Source organism: Pusillimonas minor (genome assembly GCF_014237865.1).
GTDB classification, from domain to species: domain Bacteria; phylum Pseudomonadota; class Gammaproteobacteria; order Burkholderiales; family Burkholderiaceae_B; genus Neopusillimonas; species Neopusillimonas minor.
This window is the reverse complement of the sequence record NZ_JACJUU010000012.1, coordinates 43,824-64,842: the sequence shown is the minus strand read 5'-3', so window position 1 is coordinate 64,842 and position 21,019 is coordinate 43,824. Positions and strand designations below refer to the sequence as shown.

Below are 21,019 nucleotides of genomic sequence, written 5' to 3'. Positions count from 1 at the left end.
CGTGTTAATTAAAGCGGTGTGCGTTGCAAACTAACCACGGGCTTATTTTTGCAATTGCCAACCAGGTTGACACGCAATGTTCAGTAACAGGAAATCTGCGGGCCAAACACGGGCCGTTAACATGCCAAACATGTCAAAAAAACAGCCAACCGACAAACCCACGCATCACTATATTACCGGCGGCCTGGTGCTTGTGGCCCTTGGCCTTTTTGCTACAGCCGGCGCGCTGGCGGTGGTCAAGCCCATTACCGAAGCGGCACCTCCTGCAGTATATCAAGCGCGGCAAACGCTTAGCTTGCCCAGCACGCTTCCCACCTTGCCCGAAGTCGCCCTCGAACAGTCTCCGTTCATCGACGAAACGCGCATTCGGTCCGGCGACACGCTGGCTGCCGTACTGCAGCGCCTTAACGTTCAAGAAGCCAACTTGCAGCAGTTTTTGGTCCAAAACGAAGACGCGCGCTCTATTTACAAGCTTTACCCAGGCCGCACTGTACAGGCCGCCCTGGATGCGCAAGGCGGGTTGCAGTGGCTGCGTTATTACCATACGCCCGGTACACGCGACGGCAACGAATTCGTTTCCAAATGGCTTGAAGTACGCCCCGACGGCAACAACGGCTTTACTGCGCTAGAACAAGCCGAAGCCACCGAAACCCAAATGCGTATTGCCGAAGGCGAAATCACCCATTCGCTGTTTGGCGCCACGGACGCAGCCAACATCCCCGACGCCATTACTTTTCAAATGGCCGAAATTCTGGGTAGCAAAATCGACTTCATGCGCGACCTGCGCAAGGGCGATCGCTTTCGCATCGTTTACGAAACACACTCGCACGAAGGTAAAGAAGTCGGCTCAGGCCGAGTTTTGGCGCTCGAGTTCAACAACGGCAACAAGACCTACGATGCAGTCTGGTTCCAACCCGAAGGCGAATCAGGCGGCTATTACGACTTCGACGGCAAAAGCCTGAAGGGCGCTTTCTTGCGCTCGGCCCTCAAGTTCTCTCGCGTCAGTTCTACATTTGGCATGCGACGCCATCCGGTACACGGCAGTTGGCGGGGCCATAACGGCGTCGACTACGCTGCGCCCACCGGTACGCCTATCCATGCCACCGCCGACGGCGTTGTCGACTTCATCGGCAACCAAAATGGTTTTGGCAAGATCGTCATCCTCAAGCATGGCAACAACATTTCCACCTATTACGCCCACCAAAGTCGCTTTGCCGACGGCCTTAGCAAAGGTGACCGGGTCGAGCAGGGCCAGCTTATTGGGTATGTCGGGTCTACCGGCTGGGCGACAGGGCCGCACTTGCACTACGAATTCCGCGTTGGCGGTAAACCTGTCGACCCGCTGTCAGTCGACCTGCCCGTAGCCAAAGTGCTAACGCCCAAGCAATTGGCCGCATTCCAGTCAAAACTCGACAGCTTCCAAAGCCACTTCCAGTTGCTGGCGGCCTTGCAAGACGAAGGCAGCAGTGCCGAAGATGCCGAGGTCAAATTGGCCAGCGCCGAATAAGCCAAGGCAAACACCCCACCCGTCGCGGTGGGGTTTTCATTTCAGCGGTTACTTTTTATGGTTGAAACCCCCGCCTGTTACATTGGCCTGATGTCGGGCACCAGCACCGACGGCATCGACGGCGTGCTGGCCGACTTCAGTCACCCAAACCAGCCCCGCACGCTGGCCAGCGCATCGCTGCCCTTACCTGCCGAACTGCGCCAAACCCTGCTGGAACTTAACATCAGCGGGCCCGACGAACTGGTGCGCAGTGCCAATGCCGCTAACCAGCTGGTAAGGCAATATGCCCGGGTATGCAGCACACTAATTGACCAGGCCGGCATTGACGCCGGGCAAGTTGTGGCCATTGGCGCCCACGGCCAAACTGTCAGGCACGACCCCCTTGCCGGCTACACCGTGCAACTAAATGCACCTGCCCTGCTCGCTGAACTTACCCACATTGACGTCGTTGCCGACTTTCGCACCCGCGACGTTGCGGCAGGCGGCCATGGTGCGCCCCTGGTACCTGCCTTTCACCAGGCCTTGTTTTCGTCGGCTTACCCCCGCACCGTACTCAACCTGGGCGGCATCGCCAACATCACCATCCTCGAGCCCGGGCAACCTGTTCGCGGGTTCGACACCGGCCCGGCTAACGTGCTAATAGACCTTTGGTGTCACCTGAAAACCGGCCAGCCCTATGACCACAAGGGGCAATGGGCGGCCAGCGGTACGGTCAACCCCCAGTTATTAACCCTGCTGCTCGACGACCCGTGGTTTAGCCTGCCTCCGCCAAAATCAACCGGCCGCGACCTGTTCAACCATGCCTGGCTTACAGCCCGGCTAAACGCCTGGCAGGCGAAGCACCCGCAGCAAACGCTGCGCGATGCCGACATACAAGCCACACTGTTGGCCCTGACGGCGACAACCGTGGCCGATGCCGTAGGCGCCCATGCCAGCCAAACCCAAGAGCTTTTGGTGTGTGGGGGAGGCGCCCTGAATGACGCCCTGATGACCGCCCTGCGTGAACGCCTTGACTGCCCGGTACACGCCACCAGCCATGTTGGCGTACCCGTGCAAGACGTCGAGGCACTGGCATTTGCCTGGCTGGCGTGGGCGTACGTTAATAACCACCCGGCCGGCCACCCATCGGTCACCGGGGCCCGACGGGCCACCATACTGGGCTGTTTGCACAAGGCTTAAACGATTGGTAGGCAGTACGCAGGTCAATCCTCTTGCGCCAAAAATCCGCCGCTCTGGTGCTGCCACAGCCGCGCATACACACCGTTCTTTTTCAGCAGTTCGGCGTGGCTGCCTTCTTCAATAATCTTGCCGTCGTCCAGCACAATCAGGCGGTCCAGCGCGGCAATCGTCGACAAGCGGTGCGCAATAGCAATCACCGTCTTGCCTTCCATGATTTCGTTCAGGCTTTCCTGGATGGCCTGCTCGACTTCCGAGTCCAGCGCACTGGTTGCTTCGTCCAGCAGCAATATGGGCGCGTTTTTAAGCATGACACGCGCAATGGCAATGCGCTGGCGCTGTCCGCCCGACAACTTAACCCCGCGCTCGCCAACCAGCGTGTCGAAGCCGTGGTTGCCTTTGGGGTCACTTAACTGATCAATAAAGGTGTCGGCCTGGGCACGACGCGCCGCCACCAGCACATCGGCGTCGGTCGCGTCCGGGCGGCCATACGCAATATTGTCGCGAATAGACCGGTGTAACAAAGAGGTGTCTTGCGTAACCATACCAATGGCGCTGCGCAGACTGTCCTGGCTGACCTGGGCAATATCCTGACCGTCGATCCGGATCTGGCCCGCGTCGACATCGTAAAAGCGCAACAACAAACTGATGAGCGTGGACTTACCCGCGCCGGACCGACCGACCAGGCCGATTTTTTCGCCTGGCTTGACGCGCAGGTTCAGGCCATCGAACACTTGTCGCTCGCCGTTGTAGTTAAACGAAACGCTGTCGAACGTGACGTCACCTTGTTTGACCTGCAGCGCCGGCGCCCCGGGCTTGTCTTGTACTTTGGGCGGGTGCGTTAGCGTGGCAATGCCGTCTTGTACCGTGCCGATGTTTTCAAATAACGACGCCATTTGCCACATGATCCAGTGCGACATGCCATTAATGCGTAGCGCCATGGCGGTTACCGCAGCCACCGCCCCCGTACCCACTTCGTTGGCATGCCACAAGGCCAGGGTGTAACCCCCTGCGGCCAAAATCAGTCCCACCACCAGCGCCTGGTTAACAATTTCAAACTGACTGACCAGGCGCATTTGCCGGTAACCCGTCAGTTTGAAATCTTCCATGGCGGCTCGCGCAAACTGGGCCTCGCGCCGCGTGTGTGAAAACAGCTTGACCGTGGTGATATTGGAATAGGCGTCGGTAATGCGACCCGTCATGGATGACCGGGCATGCGCCTGCTCTTGCCCGACCTTGCCCAGACGCGGCACAAAATAAAACATAGCCAGGGTGTACAGAATGATCCAGCCCACAAACGGCAGCATCAGGCGCAAGTCGAAACTGCCGGCCAGGGCAATAATGGTGACAAAGTACACCCCCATGCCCACCACAATTTCACAGAACGTCAACAACACATCGCGGACCGCCAGTGCCGTCTGCATGACTTTGGTTGTCACCCGGCCGGCGAACTCGTCGGCAAAGAACGACAAGCTTTGTCGCAGCATGAGGCGGTGGAAATCCCAACGCAAACGTAATGGCAAATTAATAGCCAACGCCTGGTGCTGCACCATAGTGCGCAAGGCAACCAGCACAATACTGGTGACCAGCACAATGCCAATACCCCACAGCACACTGCGCTCGTGGGCCGATACCGGGCCGTTGGTTTGCCATACCGCCAGGTAGTCGACCACCTGGCCCAAGAACGCAAACAGCCAGGCTTCGTAGATGGACACGGCCGCACTGAATACCGCCAGCCAGGCAATATAGCCACGCGCGCCCCGCGTGCACGCCCACAAAAACGACAGCAGCCCCTTGGGAGGCACAGGCACCGCATCGGGCGGAAATGGATCAAGCAGGCCTTCGATACGGCCAAACACATCGGGTTTCATGGTGGCATGCCCTTGAATAAAACAAAGAGCCCTGGTCCGTAAGGAACAGGGCCCTGCAATACCGTAGAACGGATCAGGTAGTAGGCTTACGCCGAGAACGACGAACCGCAACCACAAGTAGACGTTGCGTTGGGGTTACGAATAACAAACTGCGAGCCTTCGAGGTCGTCTTTGTAGTCGATTTCGGCACCCACCAGATACTGGAAGCTCATGGGGTCGATTAGCAGCTGGACACCTTCTTTGTCGATGGCGGTGTCATCTTCGTTGATGACTTCATCGAACGTGAACCCATACTGAAAACCCGAGCATCCGCCACCTTGCACAAAAACGCGCAATTTGAGTTCGGGGTTGCCCTCTTCGGCGAGCAGGTCTTTGACTTTTGCCGCCGCTGCATCGGTAAACACCAGGGCTGGTGGGGGGGCTTGAAGATCAACGGATTCAGTCACATTGCTCATTTTTTAACTCCGGTACGGCCATTGGCCGCCATTGAACTGCATTTACACATAGACCCGCGCGACCTAGTCGGCGGCCAGATTAACCGTGCGCGTGGCACGTACGGCCGAGCCTTCCATGACGTTAAGCGTTACCGACCGGGGCACAAAACCTTCGGGCAAGCCAAGCAGGCCTTCGGCACGCTGGAACTGGTCGAAACTGAGTTGCAACGGGGTAGACTGGCTTTGCTGGGCACTACCGGCGCCAACCCCGGCTGCGGGCTTTAACGTTATTTTAACGTTTTTCCCTTTTTGTACCCCATTAGCCACAAACTCCATAAGGCCATTAAAGCCAGAACCGGGTGTACCGTTGCGCATCAGCAGCACCCGATACGACAACAACCCCGCCCGGGGTTCGATATCGAACGCCCTGACGGTCACCGCGCCGGCCGGGCCAGGTGGCAACAGCTGCTCGTAAAAAGCCAACCGCTCGCGCGCACTGGCCAGGTCGGACTGGGCGGCATTAAGGGTGGTTTCGAGACTGCTGCGCGTGGTTTGCTCGACCAGCAACTGACTTTGAAGCGCGTCGCGCTGAGTAGTGAGTTTGGCCATGTCAAAACCCATTTGGGCCACGGTGACATCGAACCGGGTTTGCAAGGCCTCGAAACGGCTGGCCTGGTCACCCGACCGGGTATGCTGCCCAAACATAAAGCCCGCAAACAATGCAGCGACCACGGCCCCTGCCCAGACAACTTTTGGCCAGAAACGCGCCGGGCCGACTTGATTGTGTTTCATACAGAGTCGACCCGAAAATCAGCGGAAAGTTCCGTAGCGCCTGGGCACAGGACAGGCAGATGTGTCAGGGCAAAACCGCCACGTGCTCAAGCCCGGTGGTTTCGGGCAAACCAAACATCAGGTTCATGTTTTGCACGGCCTGGCCAGACGCCCCTTTGACCAGGTTGTCTTGGATAACCAGCACTACCAGTTGGCCGGGGCTGGGGCGATGCACAGCAATACGCAACTGATTGGAAGCCCGTACAGAGCGAGTTTCGGGCAGGCTGCCGGGCGGCATGACATCGATAAAGGCCTCGTTGACGTAACGGGTCTCGAAGAGCGCCTGAAAGTCGGTGTCGAGCGCCTCGGGCAAGATGCGCAAATACAACGTCGAGAACATGCCGCGGATCATGGGCACCAGATGCGGCACGAAAGTAAGACCAACAGGCTGCCCGGCAATGGCCGACAACTGCTCGGCAATTTCGGGGTGGTGGCGATGACCCGCAACCCCGTAGGCCTTGAAACTGTCACTGGCTTCGGAGAACAAGGTGGCCACTTCGGCCTTGCGACCGGCGCCAGACACGCCCGACTTGCAGTCGGCAATAATGTGTTGCGTATCGACCAGCGCCTTGCCGCCTTCAAGCAAAGGCAGCAAACCCAAAATTACGGTAGTGGGATAACACCCAGGGTTACCCACAACGCTGGCGCCAGAGATCTTCAGGCGGTTCAGTTCGACCAATCCATAGACCGAATCGGCCAGGATATCGGGGCAGGCATGGGGCATTTTGTACCATTGCTCGAACACGGCGGTATCTTGCAAACGGAAATCGGCGGCCAGGTCAATAATGCGCACGCCCTTGTCAAGCAAGGCCTGCGCCTGACTCATGGCCACGCCGTGTGGCGTAGCAAAAAACACCACGTCGCACTGGTCGAGCGCAGCATTTTCGGGTGTAGCAAAGCACAGGTCGACGTGGCCACGCAGGTTGGGATACATCTGGGCCACCGGCATGCCGTCTTCTTTGCGCGACGTAATCGCGGTGAGTTCGACGTTGGGGTGCTGCGACAGCAAACGCAATAGCTCGACACCGGTGTAGCCCGTGCCGCCCACAATACCTACCTTGATTTTCTTGCCCAGTGCGCCTGACATGATGTTCCTTGAGAGTTTGAGTGCCTAACACTGTAATTATGCAACGCCTGCGCGACTTGTGCAGGCGCAGGCCATAATGCAAAAGCCCCGGCAAACGCCAGGGCTTTTGACTGGGCCGTGCAAAACAACTGCAGCGACCCGGGGTACACAAAACAATTAGCGCTTGCTGAACTGCTTGCGGCGACGTGCTTTGTGGAAACCCACTTTTTTACGTTCGACTTCGCGGGCATCGCGAGTAACGAGACCAGCCTGCTTGAGCGCGGGCTTGAGGGTTTCGTCGTAGTCGATCAGGGCGCGAGTGATGCCGTGACGCACCGCACCTGCCTGACCGCTTTCACCGCCACCGTGAACGTTGATGTGAAAATCGAACGACTCGAGGTGACCCGTGAGTTCGAGCGGCTGGCGAACCACCATGCGACCCGTTTCGCGAGCGAAGTATTCATCGACAGGCTTACCGTTGACAACGATTTTGCCCGAACCTTTTTTCAAGAACACACGTGCTACCGAAGTTTTGCGGCGGCCGGTGCCATAGTTCCAATTACCGATCATGACCTATCCTTAGATTTCCAGCGGTTTGGGCTGCTGAGCGGAATGCGGATGCTCGGCGCCGGCGTAAATCTTGAGCTTCTTGGCCATGGCATAACCCAGGGGGCCCTTAGGCAACATGCCTTTGACCGCTTTCTGGAGGGCACGACCGGGAAAACGCTGCTGCATTTTCTGGAAGTTGGTTTCGGTGATACCGCCGGGGTAGCCCGAGTGACGGTAGTAGCGCTTGTCGAGGGCTTTATTGCCGGTAACGACGATGTCTGCCGCGTTGATGATAACGATGTAATCACCGGTGTCAACGTGTGGTGTGAATTCTGGCTTGTGCTTGCCGCGCAGACGACGTGCGACTTCGCTGGCCACACGCCCGAGGACTTTACCCTTGGCGTCAATCACGTACCAGTCACGCTTGACTTCATGCGGCTTGGCCACAAAGGTCTTCATGATGGTTCCTAATAAATTAAAGCGCAAAAGCCGGCGCCAAAAAAACCGCGCGGGCCCGCACATATTAAACATGTGGTTTCTTTTACCAAAAGCGCCAAAGCGTTGTTATAAGGCCCGTTTAAGTAACCCGGCGCCGGCAAGCCATGCTTGCAAACACCCAGCCCCGTTGCCCCACGGTTCGCCCGTGCACTTCCAGAAAAGCCCACTATAGTAGCATAAATTATTGTTTTTGTTGAATCTTATTTCTTGGCACGCGCCAACGCGACATTCAGGTAGTTATCGTAACTGCCCTCGGCCAGACGGAACCAGGGCGAAACCTCGTCGCGGAAGGCCATGTAGTTATCAAACACTTTTTTGAATTGCGGATACTTGTCGCAAAACTCTTTGTAAACGATATTCGCAGCGTCAAAAGAAGCGTTCATGACATCAAGCGGAAACGCCCGGAGCACAGCGCCGCTGGCAACCAGACGTCGTAAGGCCGAGGCATTATGCGCGTCGTAATCGGTAAGTAATTGCTGACCGGCGTAACGGGTGGCCATAGCAATAATGGCCTGATACTGCTTGGGCAACTGGTTGTAAGCGCCATCGTTAACGTACAACGACAACTGGGCAGAACCTTCCCACCAACCCGGGTAGTAATAATATTTGGCTACCTTTTGCAAACCCAGTTTTTCGTCATCAACGGGCCCCACGAACTCGACCGCGTCAAGCGTACCCTTTTCAAGCGAAGGGTAAATGTCGCCCGGCGGGATTTGCTGGGGCACCACGCCCAGGCGCGAAAGCACTTCGCCGGCAAAACCGGCCGTGCGCATTTTCAGACCCTTGAGGTCTTCGGGTGTTTTGATTTCTTTGCGATACCAGCCGCCCATTTGCGTGCCGGTATTGCCCATGGGGAAATTGACGATGTTGCGGGTAGCAAACAGCTCGCGCATCAGTTTGAGGCCGTCGCCCTGATCCATCCAGGCATTCATTTGACGGGCATTCAAGCCGAACGGCACGGCAGTGTCAAAACAGAAGGTTGGGTCTTTTCCGTAAAAATAGTAAGACGCCGTTTGCCCACACTCGACAGTGTTGTTGCTGACGGCATCCATGACACCGAACCCAGGCACGATCTCGCCGCCGGGGTACAAACGAATACTGAAGTTGCCGCCCGAAGCCTCTTCGACCATTTTGCAGAACGTTTGCGCCGAACTATACAGAGGCGGCAACGAAGGCGTGTAGGTCGAGGTCATTTTCCAGCTGACCTTAGGGTTGGCTTGTGCCATAACGGGTGCGCCCAACGCGGCCGTGCCAGCCACAGCACCCATACCAGCCTTTTTCAGAAATGAACGACGTTGCATGCAGTACTCCTACTGGCCGGCAATGGCCATTTGCTCGATAAGAATAGAACCGGTTGACTTGGACCCACGCACGATGGTGTCGGCGCCAACGGCCACAATTTGCCGGAACATATCTGCCAGATTCCCGGCAATGGTGACCTCTTGAACAGCATGGACGATTTCACCATTTTTTACCCAGTACCCAAACGCGCCGCGCGAATAATCACCCGTCACGTAATTGACGCCCTGCCCGATAAGCTCGGTGACCAAAAACCCCGTGCCCATTTTTTTAAGCATGGCGCGAAAATCGTCGTTTGGGTTGGTGAGCCGCGAAGTCAGGCTTAAATTGTGCGAACCGCCGGCATTACCGGTGGTTTGCATCCCCAGCTTGCGTGCAGTGTAGGTAGACAAAAAATAGCCTTGCAATACGCCGTTGACCACCACGTCGCGGGCCTGCGTACGCACGCCCTCGTCGTCGAACGGCGTGCTGCCCATGCCGCCTACTACCAGCGGGTCTTCTTGCACATTAAGGTGGTCTGCCATGACGGGCTTACCCAATGCATCGAGCAGGAAACTGGCCTTGCGGTAAAGCGCGCCCCCACTGGTTGCCTGAACCAGCGAACCCAGCAGACCCACCGCCAGGGGCGCCTCGAAGAGCACCGGAAAACGACCCGTTTTGATCCGCTTGGCCGACAAACGCGACAACGTCCGTTCGGCCGCATAGCGACCGATTGCGGCGGGTTTAGCCAACAGCTTGGGGTCGCGCACCGAGCTGTACCAGTAGTCGCGCTGCATGTGGTTTCCCTTGCCGGCAATAGGTGCCACCGACAGGCTGTGGCGTGAGTACGGATACCCCCCCAAAAAACCACGGCTGTTGCCCAGCACAAAATGACCTTCGAAAGTTGCGACAGACGCGCCTTCGGTGTTGGTAATTTGCGGGCTGACATCGCGCGCCGCTTTTTCGGCTTTGAGCGCCAGCTCGGCGGCTTCGTCGGAAGACACCCCCCAGGCATGATGCAGCTTCAGATCGGGGTAGTCGTGCGCCAAAAATTCGGCGTCGGGCAAGCCCGCAGCCGGGTCGGCGGCCGTATAGCGTGCAATATGCCACGCGGCATCGACGGTTTCGCGCAACGCCTTTTTAGAAAAGTCGGACGTCGACGCCGAACCGCGCTGCTGACCTGCAAATACGGTGATGTCGAGCGACCGGTCGCGCGTTTGCTCGACGGTTTCGATGCCCAAATTACGAACAGACACCGATAAGCCGGCACTTTCGGAGACTTCGGCGGCGGCGTCGGAAGCCCCCAACGATTTTGCGTACTTAAGGGCGTCTTGCACAAGCTCGCGAAAACGCGCCTGGTTTTCAGAAATGGGAAGAAGTGACTTGGATTTTTTGCTCATCGCAGCTCTTATCAGGTTAGGCAGTTATCATATCGCCAATTACGCTTTGATTTCATCGGCCAACATGCATAACCATCCTGAACACGAACTCGACGACGACTTCGACGATCGTCCGCCCAGCAAATCACAAGTCAAGCGCGACATGCTGGCCCTGCAAGACCTGGGCAAGCAATTGGTCGACCTGTCGCCCGAAAAAATCAAACAACTGCCGCTTGAAGAAAAGCTGTTCGAAGCCATCCGATTGGCGCAGCGCACTACGGCGCGCGAGGGCAGACGCCGCCAGATTCATTACGTGGGCAAACTGATGCGCGACGCCGATGCCGATGCTATCCGGCGCCAGCTTGATATCTGGGAAAATGGATCACGCGAACAAACTGCGGCCATGCACCGTCTTGAGACACTGCGCGACCTGTTGTTGCAAGACGATAACGCCCTGACCAAGCTGCTTAACGAGTACCCCGGCGCAGATGTTCAGCATTTGCGCGCCCTGATTCGGGCCGGGCGAAAAGAAGCGGAAAACAACCAGACCTTACAACCGGGCCAAACGCCGCAGCGCAAGCACTATCGCGCGCTCTTCCAGGCCCTTAAAGCACTCGACGACGCCGCCTGAACATGACGACACTAGAAACACTGGAAATCGAAACTGCCCCCAACCCAACGCATGCCGTCATCTGGATGCACGGCTTGGGCGCCGACGGCAACGACTTTGCACCCATCGTTCCCGAACTGGGCCTAGGCTCATCGCCAGCCATTCGCTTCATTTTCCCCCATGCGCCAGTTCAGCCCGTGACCATCAATAACGGTATGCACATGCGGGCGTGGTACGACATTTTGTCTATGGATATTGGCGGGCGTCGCGAAGACGAAACAGGCCTGCGCGCGTCGCAAGCGGCCATCGAAGCGCTGATTGCCCGCGAAAACAGCCGGGGCATCCCCACGCAAAACATTGTGTTGGCCGGGTTTTCTCAGGGTTGTGCCATGGCGCTGCAAACCGGGCTGCGACACGCCGAACCCCTGGCTGGTCTGGTGTGTTTATCGGGCTACTTGCCCTTGGCTGACACACTAGCGAACGAACGTCACACCGCCAACGCGAACATACCTGTTTTTATGGCGCATGGCACCCAAGACCCGGTCGTCGCCATCGAACGCGCCCAAGCTTCGCACGACACCCTGACCGCACTAGGCTACGGCATTACCTGGAAAACCTATCCCATGCCGCACTCGGTATGCCTGGAAGAAATCCGCGACATCTCGGCGTTTCTCAAGCACGTTCTACGCTAAATCGGGCATTAGTTTAAAGCGTTAACTTTCTGACAACCCCTCGTCTAAGGCAAGCCAAACGCGACGCACAGACGGATCTTCAACATCGGGGTCGTTCTGGAACCCAAGGCGCGTCATCAAGCCCAGCATTGCCCGGTTGTTGGCCAGAACAAAACCCTCGATGTAGCCCAGCCGCTGGGCTTTAGCCGCCTCGATGAGACCTTGCAACAACTTCTTGCCCAGGCCATGTCGTTGCCATTTATCGGAAATGACCAGGGCATATTCGGCGCCCAGACCATCGGCATTACGCAGGTAATGGGCAAACCCCACAATTTGTTCTTGCGGATGCCCCCGGTGCGCCGGATTAGGCACCTGCACGGTGGCCACAAGCGCCAGTTCGCGGTCGTAATCGATACGGGTATAACGCGCCAGCATGCTGGGGGTCAGTTCACGCAACATCGACACAAACCGCATATAGCGCGACTCGTCGGACAAGTCGCGCACAAACAGTTGCAAGGGCTCGGCATCTTCGGGGCGGATAGGCCGCATCATCCAGGGTTCGCCGTCGGCAAATTCGTGCGACTTGACCAGTTGCCTTGGATACGGGTGGATGGCCATATGGCCGTAACCGGAGTTTTCGGGCAGAGCGGCCAGTTCCGAGGGTTTGATCTCGACCTGAACGCCTTGTGCAAACAGCTGCATGTTGCCGGCCCAGATCGGGTCGATTAAAACATTGGCCAGCTCTGGCAGTTCGCACACCATGTCTGACAAGCGCTCGAGCACCTCTTGCAGGCACTCGTATGCCGCCGGACTCATTTGATGCTTGAGCACGCGCCGCCATATTGCGCTGCGCTCGACCAACTGACGCGCCAGAAAACCGTTGAGCGGCGGCAATTCGATGGCGCGATCGCGCGCTGAAATTGCTGAGCGCCCACCGGAGCCAAAATTGATGAACGGCCCGTAAAGCGCGTCGACGCCCACCCGAATCGCCATGGGCACATCGTCGACATGCTGCAACCCGGGGTATTCGGCATCGGGCGTCAGCAGCTCGAGGGGAATATCGAAATACGAGAACAGGCTTGCACACTCGGATAACGTCAGGTGTTGTCGCCCTTCGGCCAACACCTGGGCCACCAACTTGCGTGCCTCGCCAACCTGCGGCAGACGAACCAGCGGTTCGGGCGGCAAGGTTTGCAACGACAGCGTCTGGTTATAGTGATAGGCGGCCAGAACGCCAAACGCGTTGGTGGCCGCTTCGGGCGTACGGAACGACGGTATGCCCACTTCGTCGAGCATGTGCCGCAACGGCCGCATGCTGGCCTCGCCCATCAGGCACGCCATAATTGGCTTGGGGGCCTTGGGCGCCATGGTGGTCACCTGCCGCACCACCTCGGCCATGTCGGCGCGCGAATCGGGTGCCAACAGCATCAGCAAGCCATCGACATTGGGGTCGTCCATTAGCGCGGCGAGCATCAGGCGCATTGTTTCGGGGACAAGCGCGGCCCGCGTCACGACCGGATTCTTGACCTGCGCCCGGGGCTCGAGGCTTTCGGACAAGGCATTTATGGTGGACAAAGAAAATTCGGCCGGCACAACCGCAGCCGCTTCACCCATGATGTCGAGCGCCAGCTGAGGCGGGCCGCTGCCATTGGAAAACAACGCAATGCGCCGGCCCTTGGGGCGAACCGGGCTGCGCAATACTTTGATCGCCGAGAATAACTGTACAAAGTAAGGGACACGCACCGCACCTGCACGCCGCAGCAGTGCATTAAAGACCGCATCGCTAAGCGAATTGGGGTTACGCGCCCCCTGGCCCGCGCGCAACACCACCACCGGCTTGACCGACGCGGCCGCACGCAACGCACTGGTCAGCGCCCGCGAAGACACGACATTGTCGAGATACACCGCAATGCTGTCGGTACGCGAATCGGTGGCCAGGTAATCGAGCACTTGCGCAATACCGACGCTGGACTCGTCGCCCATGGAAACCACCGTTGAAAACCCCAGGTTGGCATCGCGGGCCCAGTCGAGGACGGCACTGAAAATGGCCTCGGATTGCGATACCAGCGCAACTTTACCGGGCAACGCCAGGTGCGACGACAGGCTAAGGTTAAGCCCCGTATGGGTGCGCTGCAGCCCCAAAGACCGGGGCCCTAAAACCATGCAGTCGTGTTCGCGGGCAAACAAGCGGCATAGCTGCGTATCGTGCGCGGGGTCGATAGACGGGTGGTCGGGCGACAGCACAATAAGGGCACGCGGGCGATGCGCTTGCAAAGACCACAACGCCTGGTTAAGCATGCGCCCGGTAAGAGACACAACCGCCAGATCGAGTCGCCCACCCTTGGGGACCCCGGCCAGGGTGGCAGGCAGCTTGACCGACTGGCCCGGTTGAGCCACAACCACGGTTGCCTGCGCGCGCAAACGGGGCGGCAGGCTTTGTGCTGCCGCAAGGCCCTTGGGGCCCACAACAAGCACCGAAAGCGGGTCGAAAAGTGCAGCGAGACGATGACGAAGCATGGTGTTGAATCTGTACCTTAAAATACCGGGATTGCACTTGATGTCGTGACGCACCTTCGCGTCTACGCAACCCCAACATTATTATCTATCTATGACCTCGTCTACCCCACCGGTTATCCGCACGCGATTTGCGCCCTCACCTACTGGCTACCTGCACCTTGGCGGCGCGCGCACTGCCCTTTTTTCGTGGGCTTTTGCCCGCCATCATAAAGGGGTTTTTGTATTGCGTATCGAAGACACCGACCTTGAACGCTCAACGCCTGAAGCCGTCCAAGCCATTTTAGACGGCATGCACTGGCTGGGCATGCAGCCCGACGAAGGTCCGTTCTACCAGATGCAGCGCATGGAGCGCTACCGCGAAATCATTGCAAAAATGCTGGCCGAAGGCTCGGCGTATTACTGCTACAGCAGCCCCGAAGAAGTTGAGGCCATGCGCGAAAAAGCCCGTGCGGCCGGCAAAAAGCCCCGCTACGACGGCACATGGCGCCCCGAACTCGGCAAAACCCTGCCCGCAGTACCCGAAGGCCGTAAACCGGTTATCCGTTTCAAAAACCCGCAAGACGGCGTGACCGCCTGGAACGACCTGATCAAAGGGCCCATCAGCTTTGACAACACCGAGCTGGACGACCTGATCATTGCCCGCCCCGACGGCACACCCACCTACAACTTTTGTGTGGTGGTCGACGACTGGGACATGCAAATCACGCACGTACTGCGCGGCGACGACCACATCAACAATACGCCACGCCAAATCAATATTTTGCGTGCGTTGGGCGCCGAACTGCCGCAGTACGGTCACTTGCCCATGATTCTCGGTCCCGACGGCGAAAAGCTTTCCAAGCGCCATGGCGCCGTCAGCGTCATGCAATACCACGAAGAAGGCTACTTGCCCGAGGCCATGATCAACTATCTGGCCCGCCTGGGCTGGAGCCATGGCAACGACGAGATTTTCTCGCGCGAACAATTGGTCGAATGGTTCGACACCCGCAATTTAAGCAAGTCGGCCGCACAGTGGGACCCCAAAAAACTGAACTGGGTCAATGCGCATTACATCCGCGAAACAGAAAACAGCCAGCTGGCCACTCTGGTTGCGCCGCGTATTGCCGGCCTGGGCGGCAACCCCGAAGCCGTCGACCTGGACGCCGTTATGGGTCTGCTGAAAGACCGCGCCGAAACCCTGAACCAACTGGCCGAAGGGGCCATGCTGTTCTGCCGCGCGTTTGCCGGTGTCGACCCGACCCTTAAAGCCGAGCACCTGACACCCGAAGCGGTAACAGTGCTGCAAGACTTTGCCGACCAGGCCGCCAACCTGCCCGACTGGACAACCGAAGCCCTGGCCGACCTGATCAAGGCAACCCTTGAAAAGCACAACATTAAAATGCCCAAGCTGGGCGTACCCTTGCGCGTTGCCGTTACCGGCCAGAAGCAAACCCCGGCCATCGATGCCGTACTGACCATTCTGGGCCGGGAAACCGTACTGAGTCGCCTGGAGGCCCTGGCCAACTAACCGGGGCTTAAAAAGGCAAACGGTAGTCGTTGGGCATGCGGCCCAGGGTAATGTCGCCGTCGGGCGCCCGCAAACGCAACTGACGCCCCGACTGCGCACCTACGGTGTAATTGTTAGTGTAAATGGGGTCGTCGGTTTCGACCTCGGCACCATTCGAGCGCAAGGTTTGCAACACCAGCGTTTGGCCTTCAAGACGCCAGCAGCCTTCTTCGCTTAACGACTGCGGCGGTTTGCCACGGCGCTGTAATTGCTCGCCGTACGCCATTTTCCCGTCGGGCCCTAGTTGTATCCAGACCTTAAGCTCGCCGGCAATGCCCGGCGACTTGCGGGTACCCAGCCAGTTTCCGACCATCGCTTGCCCGGCCGCTGCGGCCTGACATTGCGGCAGGGGGGCCGGAGCCTGCGACCTTTGCTGCCCGATAGGGGCGCACGCCGCCAACAAAACGGCCAACCCCACGACGGCACTACCGCCCGCAACCCTGTTTATGTGTAACCGACGCATAACACCTGCTGAAAAAATTAAACGATTTGGCAAGATACCAAGGGCAGACGCCCCTTGCCAATGGGGTGCAACATTTGCTCACCAAGACAGGCTTCCAGCCCGCCGGCAGCGGCCCGAAAATAATCGAATAAAGAGGTTTCCAAGCACTATCAATGACTTGGCCGGATTTGCCCGATTTTTTTCCCGGATAAACAAAAAATTCATGTAAAACCGGCTTGATTCGCCCGAGACCAGACACTACAATTAGTGCTCAAAATTACTTAAACCACTATATATAGTGGTTACAACAAAAAAGAAGCACAGCAGTAAAAACCGCAGTTTTGCAGTCTGTTCTCTCTTCCACCATTCATAAAAACACGCTTCGGCGCTTAAAAAGCACGCCGTTTCCAGGAGCCCTCATGCAGACTTCTCAAACCGAATCCACGACCGCCCAGCAGCCGTCGCCCGCCGCAAAATCGGGCAGCACCGGCAAGGCCAACAACCCCTGGCAAAATTTCAGCACCATTCGTCGTAATGGCGCCGTCGTCGCCTTCGAGCCCAACAAAATTGCCATCGCCATGACCAAAGCCTTTCTGGCCGTCAATGGCGGTCAGGGTGCGGCATCTGCCCGCGTTCGCGAACTGGTCGAGCAACTCACCTCCCAGGTCGTCAACGCGCTGGTTCGCAACCGCCCAGGCGGTGGCACGTTCCACATCGAAGACATTCAAGACCAGGTCGAACTGTCACTCATGCGTTCGGGCGAACACGACGTTGCCCGTGCCTACGTGCTGTACCGCGAAAAACGCGCCCAAGAACGCGCACGCGCCGAATCGGCCAACCCCACACCCACGCAAGCGGTCGTACTGCATGTCACCGACAACGGTGTGCGCCGCCCGCTCGACCTCGATCAGCTCAAAGCCACCATCGACGCCGCCGGTGTTGATCTGCCCGTACAAATCGACACCGACGCCATTCTTAAAGAAACCATCAAGAATCTGTACGACGGCATCCCCGCCGACGAAGTCTACAAGTCGGCTATTTTGTCGGCACGCGCCATGGTCGAAAACGACCCGGCCTACAGCCAGGTCACCGCACGCCTGTTACTGCACACAATCCGTGCCGAAGTACTCGGCGAAGAAGTCTCGCAAGCCGAGATGAACACCCGCTACGCCGAATACCTGCCCCGCTTCATCAAAACCGGTATTGAAAACGGCCTGCTCGACGACAAGCTGGGCCAGTTCGACCTGCCCAAGCTGGCCGCTGCCCTGAAAGCCGAGCGCGACAACCAGTTTTCGTATTTGGGCCTGCAAACCCTGTACGACCGCTACTTCCTGCACGTTCGTGGCCGCCGCATCGAACTGCCGCAAATTTTCTTCATGCGTGTCGCCATGGGCCTGGCCCTGAACGAAATCGACCGCGAAACCCGCGCCATCGAGTTCTACGACATTCTGTCGTCGTTCGACTTCATGAGCTCAACGCCCACGCTGTTCAACTCCGGCACGCTGCACTCGCAATTGTCGTCCTGCTACCTCACCACCGTGTCCGACGACCTGGTCGGCATCTACGACGCCATCAAAGAAAACGCTTTGCTGGCCAAATACGCCGGCGGCCTGGGCAACGACTGGACACCGGTACGTGCGCTGCGCAGCCATATCAAAGGCACCAACGGCGAAAGCCAGGGCGTGGTCCCCTTCCTTAAGGTTGTCAACGATACGGCGGTTGCCGTTAACCAGGGCGGCAAGCGCAAAGGTGCTGTTTGCGCCTACCTCGAAACCTGGCACCTCGACATCGAAGAGTTCCTCGAACTGCGCAAGAACACCGGCGACGAACGCCGCCGCACGCACGACATGAACACGGCCAACTGGATCCCCGACCTGTTCATGAAGCGCGTCATGGAAAACGGCGACTGGACTTTGTTCTCGCCATCCGACGTACCCGACCTGCACGACAAATACGGCAAGGCCTTCGAAGAAGCCTACACCGGTTACGAAGCCAAAGCTGCGCGCGGCGACCTGCCCCTGCACAAGACCATCCCGGCCGCAACGCTGTGGCGCAAGATGCTTTCCATGCTCTTCGAAACCGGTCACCCCTGGCTGACTTTCAAAGACCCATGCAATATTCGTTCGCCGCAACAGCACGTTGGTGTGGTTCACAGCTCTAATCTGTGCACCGAAATCACCCTGAACACCAACGAGTCTGAAATTGCGGTCTGCAACCTGGGCTCGGTCAACCTGGCTGCGCACATCAAGCAAAACGCCGACGGCACCTACACGCTCGACCACGACAAGCTGCAGCGCACCATCAGCGTGGCCATGCGCATGCTCGATAACGTCATCGACATCAACTATTACGCCGTACCCAAGGCCCGCAACTCGAACGTGCGTCATCGCCCGGTCGGCATGGGTATCATGGGCTTCCAAGACGCCCTGCATATCTTGCGCGTTCCGTTTGCCTCGCAAGCCGCTGTCGAATTCTCCGACCGCTCGATGGAAGCCGTTTGCTACTACGCCTACCTGGCCTCCAGCAAACTGGCCGCCGAGCGCGGGCCTTACGCCAGCTTCCGTGGCTCGCTCTGGGATCGCGGCATTCTGCCGCAAGACACCCTGAGAATGCTGCGCGAAGAACGCGGCGGCTACGTCGAAGTCGACGACAGCAGCAGCATGGACTGGGACGCCCTGCGTGCGCACATCAAGCAATACGGCATGCGCAACTCCAACTGCGTAGCCGTAGCGCCTACCGCCACCATTTCCAACATCATTGGTGTGTCGCCCTGCATCGAACCTACCTATCGCAACCTGTACGTCAAATCAAACCTGTCGGGCGAGTTCACTGTCGTCAACGACTACCTGGTGCGCGACCTGAAAGCCCACGGCCTCTGGGACGAAGTCATGGTCGCCGACCTGAAGTACTTCGATGGCAGCCTGGCACGCATCGACCGCATCCCCGAAGACCTGCGCGAACTTTACGCTACCGCCTTCGAGGTTGATCCAAGCTGGGTCGTCGAATGTGCGGCGCGTCGCCAAAAATGGATCGATCAGGCCCAGTCACTGAACATCTTCATGGCCGGCGTGTCGGGTAAAAAACTCGACGCCACCTACAAGCTGGCCTGGGTTCGCGGCCTGAAGACCACGTACTACCTGCGTTCAAGCGGTGCAACCAACGCCGAAAAATCTACCGGCCGCGGCGGCGAACTGAATGCTGTTGCCCAAAGCGGCATGAGCGGCGGTATGGCTGCAGCCCCTGCGCCCGTTGCAACGGCACCCGACCTGCCCGAAGCCGAAGTCATGGGCACCGTATGCACTTTGCGCCCTGGCGACGACGGCTTCGAAGAGTGCGAAGCTTGCCAGTAACGCCTGCCAATACATTTAAAAGGTTTAATCATCATGCTTAACTGGGACGACGATACCCCCCTCGGCACCCCTACCCCCGCAGCAGCGCCGCGCCCGGCGGCGCCTGCGGCACACACCCAGCCCGACGTCGCTATGGCCAACCCTGTTGCAGCGACGGCTTCGGCTGCTGCAACGCCAGCCTCGGCGGGCCGCGTCAGCGCGGCCGACAAGCGCATCATCAATGGCCAAACCGACGTCAACCAACTTGTGCCATTCAAATACAAGTGGGCCTGGGAAAAGTACCTCGCCACCTGCGCCAACCACTGGATGCCGCAAGAGGTCAATATGTCGCGCGACATCGCGCTCTGGAAAAACCCCACGGGTTTAACCGAAGACGAGCGCCGCATTGTTAAACGCAACCTGGGCTTCTTTGTCACGGCCGACTCGCTGGCCGCCAACAATATTGTGCTGGGTACATACCGCCACATCACTGCCCCCGAATGCCGGCAGTTCTTGTTGCGCCAGGCCTTTGAAGAAGCCATCCATACGCACGCCTATCAGTACATCGTCGAAAGCCTCGACCTCGACGAATCTGAAATTTTCAATGCGTACCACGAAGTCCCGTCGATCCGCGCCAAAGACGAATTCCTCATTCCGTTCATCGACGCCATCGCCGACCCCAACTTCAATACCGGCACGCCCGAAGCCGACCAGACACTGCTCAAGTCGCTTATCGTATTTGCTTGCCTGATGGAAGGCCTGTTCTTTTATGTGGGCTTCACCCAAATTCTTGCATTGGGCCGCCAGAACAAAATGACAGGCGCCGCCGAACAGTACATGTACATCTTGCGCGACGAGTCCATGCACTGCAATTTCGGCATCGACCTGATCAACACCATCAAACTCGAGAACCCGCACCTCTGGACACCAGAGTTCCGCGAAGAAATTCGCGAGCTCTTCCGCAAGGCCGTCGATCTTGAATACGCATATGCCGAAGACACCATGCCACGCGGTGTATTGGGCCTGAACGCATCCATGTTCAAGTCGTATCTGCGCTTCATTGCCAACCGCCGTTGCCAGCAAATCGGTATCGAGCCGCTCTTCCCGCAAGAAGAAAACCCCTTCCCCTGGATGGCCGAAATGATCGACCTCAAGAAAGAACGCAACTTTTTTGAGACACGTGTTATCGAATATCAAACAGGTGGGGCCCTAAGCTGGGAATAATGCTTGGATAGTGTTACTGCTTACGTTAGACTCATAGCGTGCCGGGTGCTGTGCACTTTGCACGCTTGTGCCATTTGAAATGGGTCGCACC

Annotated in this window: 17 protein-coding genes; 7 read left to right on the top strand and 10 right to left on the bottom strand. The window is 58.0% G+C overall.

Annotated features, from left to right (window positions below):
• Nucleotides 1-130: 130 nt before the first annotated feature.
• Nucleotides 131-1,507: a M23 family metallopeptidase gene (locus GTU67_RS12875; protein ID WP_249417712.1), complete on the top strand. Its 1,377-nt coding sequence runs from the start codon at nt 131-133 to the stop codon at nt 1,505-1,507.
• Between the two features lie 57 nt (nt 1,508-1,564).
• Nucleotides 1,565-2,686 (top strand): anhydro-N-acetylmuramic acid kinase, encoded by a 1,122-nt coding sequence (locus GTU67_RS12870; protein ID WP_185780466.1) that lies wholly within the window; start codon nt 1,565-1,567, stop codon nt 2,684-2,686.
• 23 nt (nt 2,687-2,709) lie between these two features.
• Here GTU67_RS12870 and GTU67_RS12865 read toward each other — a convergent pair whose 3' ends face one another.
• The 8 genes from GTU67_RS12865 to pmbA all read right to left on the bottom strand — a co-directional run bounded on the left by GTU67_RS12865 (nt 2,710) and on the right by pmbA (nt 10,610).
• Complete coding sequence (locus tag GTU67_RS12865) at nt 2,710-4,554, bottom strand: ABC transporter ATP-binding protein (protein WP_185780465.1); 1,845 nt, start codon at nt 4,552-4,554, stop codon at nt 2,710-2,712.
• Between the two features lie 86 nt (nt 4,555-4,640).
• Nucleotides 4,641-5,009 (bottom strand): iron-sulfur cluster insertion protein ErpA, encoded by a 369-nt coding sequence (erpA, locus tag GTU67_RS12860; protein WP_093969415.1) that lies wholly within the window; start codon nt 5,007-5,009, stop codon nt 4,641-4,643.
• A 63-nt stretch (nt 5,010-5,072) separates the two neighbouring features.
• A complete protein-coding gene (locus GTU67_RS12855; protein WP_185780464.1) occupies nt 5,073-5,780 on the bottom strand; it encodes a DUF6776 family protein in 708 nt (235 codons plus the stop codon).
• Between the two features lie 64 nt (nt 5,781-5,844).
• On the bottom strand, nt 5,845-6,906 hold the full coding sequence (gene argC, locus GTU67_RS12850; RefSeq protein WP_185780463.1) for an N-acetyl-gamma-glutamyl-phosphate reductase: 1,062 nt from the start codon (nt 6,904-6,906) through the stop codon (nt 5,845-5,847).
• Between the two features lie 156 nt (nt 6,907-7,062).
• The gene (gene rpsI / locus GTU67_RS12845; RefSeq protein WP_093969418.1) at nt 7,063-7,455 is read right to left on the bottom strand and encodes a 30S ribosomal protein S9; all 393 of its coding nucleotides are present in this window, start codon (nt 7,453-7,455) and stop codon (nt 7,063-7,065) included.
• 9 nt (nt 7,456-7,464) lie between these two features.
• Nucleotides 7,465-7,893: a 50S ribosomal protein L13 gene (gene rplM, locus GTU67_RS12840; RefSeq protein WP_093969579.1), complete on the bottom strand. Its 429-nt coding sequence runs from the start codon at nt 7,891-7,893 to the stop codon at nt 7,465-7,467.
• 239 nt (nt 7,894-8,132) lie between these two features.
• Nucleotides 8,133-9,233, bottom strand: coding sequence for a TRAP transporter substrate-binding protein (locus GTU67_RS12835; protein ID WP_185780462.1), 1,101 nt, complete (start codon nt 9,231-9,233; stop codon nt 8,133-8,135).
• Between the two features lie 9 nt (nt 9,234-9,242).
• Nucleotides 9,243-10,610, bottom strand: coding sequence for a metalloprotease PmbA (gene pmbA, locus GTU67_RS12830; protein ID WP_185780461.1), 1,368 nt, complete (start codon nt 10,608-10,610; stop codon nt 9,243-9,245).
• A gap of 64 nt (nt 10,611-10,674) precedes the next feature.
• On the opposite strand from pmbA, the gene yjgA reads away from it, so the two are divergent.
• A complete protein-coding gene (gene yjgA, locus GTU67_RS12825; protein ID WP_185780460.1) occupies nt 10,675-11,220 on the top strand; it encodes a ribosome biogenesis factor YjgA in 546 nt (181 codons plus the stop codon).
• Nucleotides 11,221-11,222: 2 nt separating this feature from the next.
• Nucleotides 11,223-11,891 carry an alpha/beta hydrolase gene (locus tag GTU67_RS12820; protein ID WP_185780459.1) on the top strand — a complete coding sequence of 223 codons (669 nt, stop codon included), beginning with the start codon at nt 11,223-11,225 and terminating at the stop codon, nt 11,889-11,891.
• Nucleotides 11,892-11,912: 21 nt separating this feature from the next.
• On the opposite strand, the gene GTU67_RS12815 is transcribed toward GTU67_RS12820, so the two are convergent.
• Nucleotides 11,913-14,387 (bottom strand): bifunctional acetate--CoA ligase family protein/GNAT family N-acetyltransferase, encoded by a 2,475-nt coding sequence (locus GTU67_RS12815; RefSeq protein WP_185780458.1) that lies wholly within the window; start codon nt 14,385-14,387, stop codon nt 11,913-11,915.
• A gap of 91 nt (nt 14,388-14,478) precedes the next feature.
• Between GTU67_RS12815 and gltX the strand changes: the two genes are divergently transcribed.
• On the top strand, nt 14,479-15,894 hold the full coding sequence (gene gltX, locus GTU67_RS12810) for a glutamate--tRNA ligase (protein ID WP_185780457.1): 1,416 nt from the start codon (nt 14,479-14,481) through the stop codon (nt 15,892-15,894).
• 7 nt (nt 15,895-15,901) lie between these two features.
• On the opposite strand, the gene GTU67_RS12805 is transcribed toward gltX, so the two are convergent.
• Nucleotides 15,902-16,396: a hypothetical protein gene (locus GTU67_RS12805; protein WP_185780456.1), complete on the bottom strand. Its 495-nt coding sequence runs from the start codon at nt 16,394-16,396 to the stop codon at nt 15,902-15,904.
• A 398-nt stretch (nt 16,397-16,794) separates the two neighbouring features.
• Between GTU67_RS12805 and GTU67_RS12800 the strand changes: the two genes are divergently transcribed.
• Both GTU67_RS12800 and GTU67_RS12795 read left to right on the top strand, forming a co-directional pair.
• Complete coding sequence (locus tag GTU67_RS12800) at nt 16,795-19,725, top strand: ribonucleoside-diphosphate reductase subunit alpha (RefSeq protein WP_185780455.1); 2,931 nt, start codon at nt 16,795-16,797, stop codon at nt 19,723-19,725.
• A gap of 33 nt (nt 19,726-19,758) precedes the next feature.
• Nucleotides 19,759-20,928, top strand: coding sequence for a ribonucleotide-diphosphate reductase subunit beta (locus GTU67_RS12795; protein WP_185780454.1), 1,170 nt, complete (start codon nt 19,759-19,761; stop codon nt 20,926-20,928).
• Nucleotides 20,929-21,019 lie beyond the last annotated feature (91 nt).

Coding starts and splice junctions, on each gene's coding strand:
- GTU67_RS12865 (WP_185780465.1), bottom strand. CDS start 4,554: ATGAAACCCGATGTGTTTGGCCGTATCGAAGGCCTGCTTGATCCATTT.
- GTU67_RS12805 (WP_185780456.1), bottom strand. CDS start 16,396: ATGCGTCGGTTACACATAAACAGGGTTGCGGGCGGTAGTGCCGTCGTG.
- erpA (WP_093969415.1), bottom strand. CDS start 5,009: ATGAGCAATGTGACTGAATCCGTTGATCTTCAAGCCCCCCCACCAGCC.
- GTU67_RS12795 (WP_185780454.1), top strand. CDS start 19,759: ATGCTTAACTGGGACGACGATACCCCCCTCGGCACCCCTACCCCCGCA.
- GTU67_RS12815 (WP_185780458.1), bottom strand. CDS start 14,387: ATGCTTCGTCATCGTCTCGCTGCACTTTTCGACCCGCTTTCGGTGCTT.
- GTU67_RS12855 (WP_185780464.1), bottom strand. CDS start 5,780: ATGAAACACAATCAAGTCGGCCCGGCGCGTTTCTGGCCAAAAGTTGTC.
- GTU67_RS12820 (WP_185780459.1), top strand. CDS start 11,223: ATGACGACACTAGAAACACTGGAAATCGAAACTGCCCCCAACCCAACG.
- GTU67_RS12875 (WP_249417712.1), top strand. CDS start 131: ATGTCAAAAAAACAGCCAACCGACAAACCCACGCATCACTATATTACC.
- GTU67_RS12870 (WP_185780466.1), top strand. CDS start 1,565: ATGGTTGAAACCCCCGCCTGTTACATTGGCCTGATGTCGGGCACCAGC.
- gltX (WP_185780457.1), top strand. CDS start 14,479: ATGACCTCGTCTACCCCACCGGTTATCCGCACGCGATTTGCGCCCTCA.
- pmbA (WP_185780461.1), bottom strand. CDS start 10,610: ATGAGCAAAAAATCCAAGTCACTTCTTCCCATTTCTGAAAACCAGGCG.
- GTU67_RS12800 (WP_185780455.1), top strand. CDS start 16,795: ATGCAGACTTCTCAAACCGAATCCACGACCGCCCAGCAGCCGTCGCCC.
- GTU67_RS12835 (WP_185780462.1), bottom strand. CDS start 9,233: ATGCAACGTCGTTCATTTCTGAAAAAGGCTGGTATGGGTGCTGTGGCT.
- rplM (WP_093969579.1), bottom strand. CDS start 7,893: ATGAAGACCTTTGTGGCCAAGCCGCATGAAGTCAAGCGTGACTGGTAC.
- argC (WP_185780463.1), bottom strand. CDS start 6,906: ATGTCAGGCGCACTGGGCAAGAAAATCAAGGTAGGTATTGTGGGCGGC.
- rpsI (WP_093969418.1), bottom strand. CDS start 7,455: ATGATCGGTAATTGGAACTATGGCACCGGCCGCCGCAAAACTTCGGTA.
- yjgA (WP_185780460.1), top strand. CDS start 10,675: ATGCATAACCATCCTGAACACGAACTCGACGACGACTTCGACGATCGT.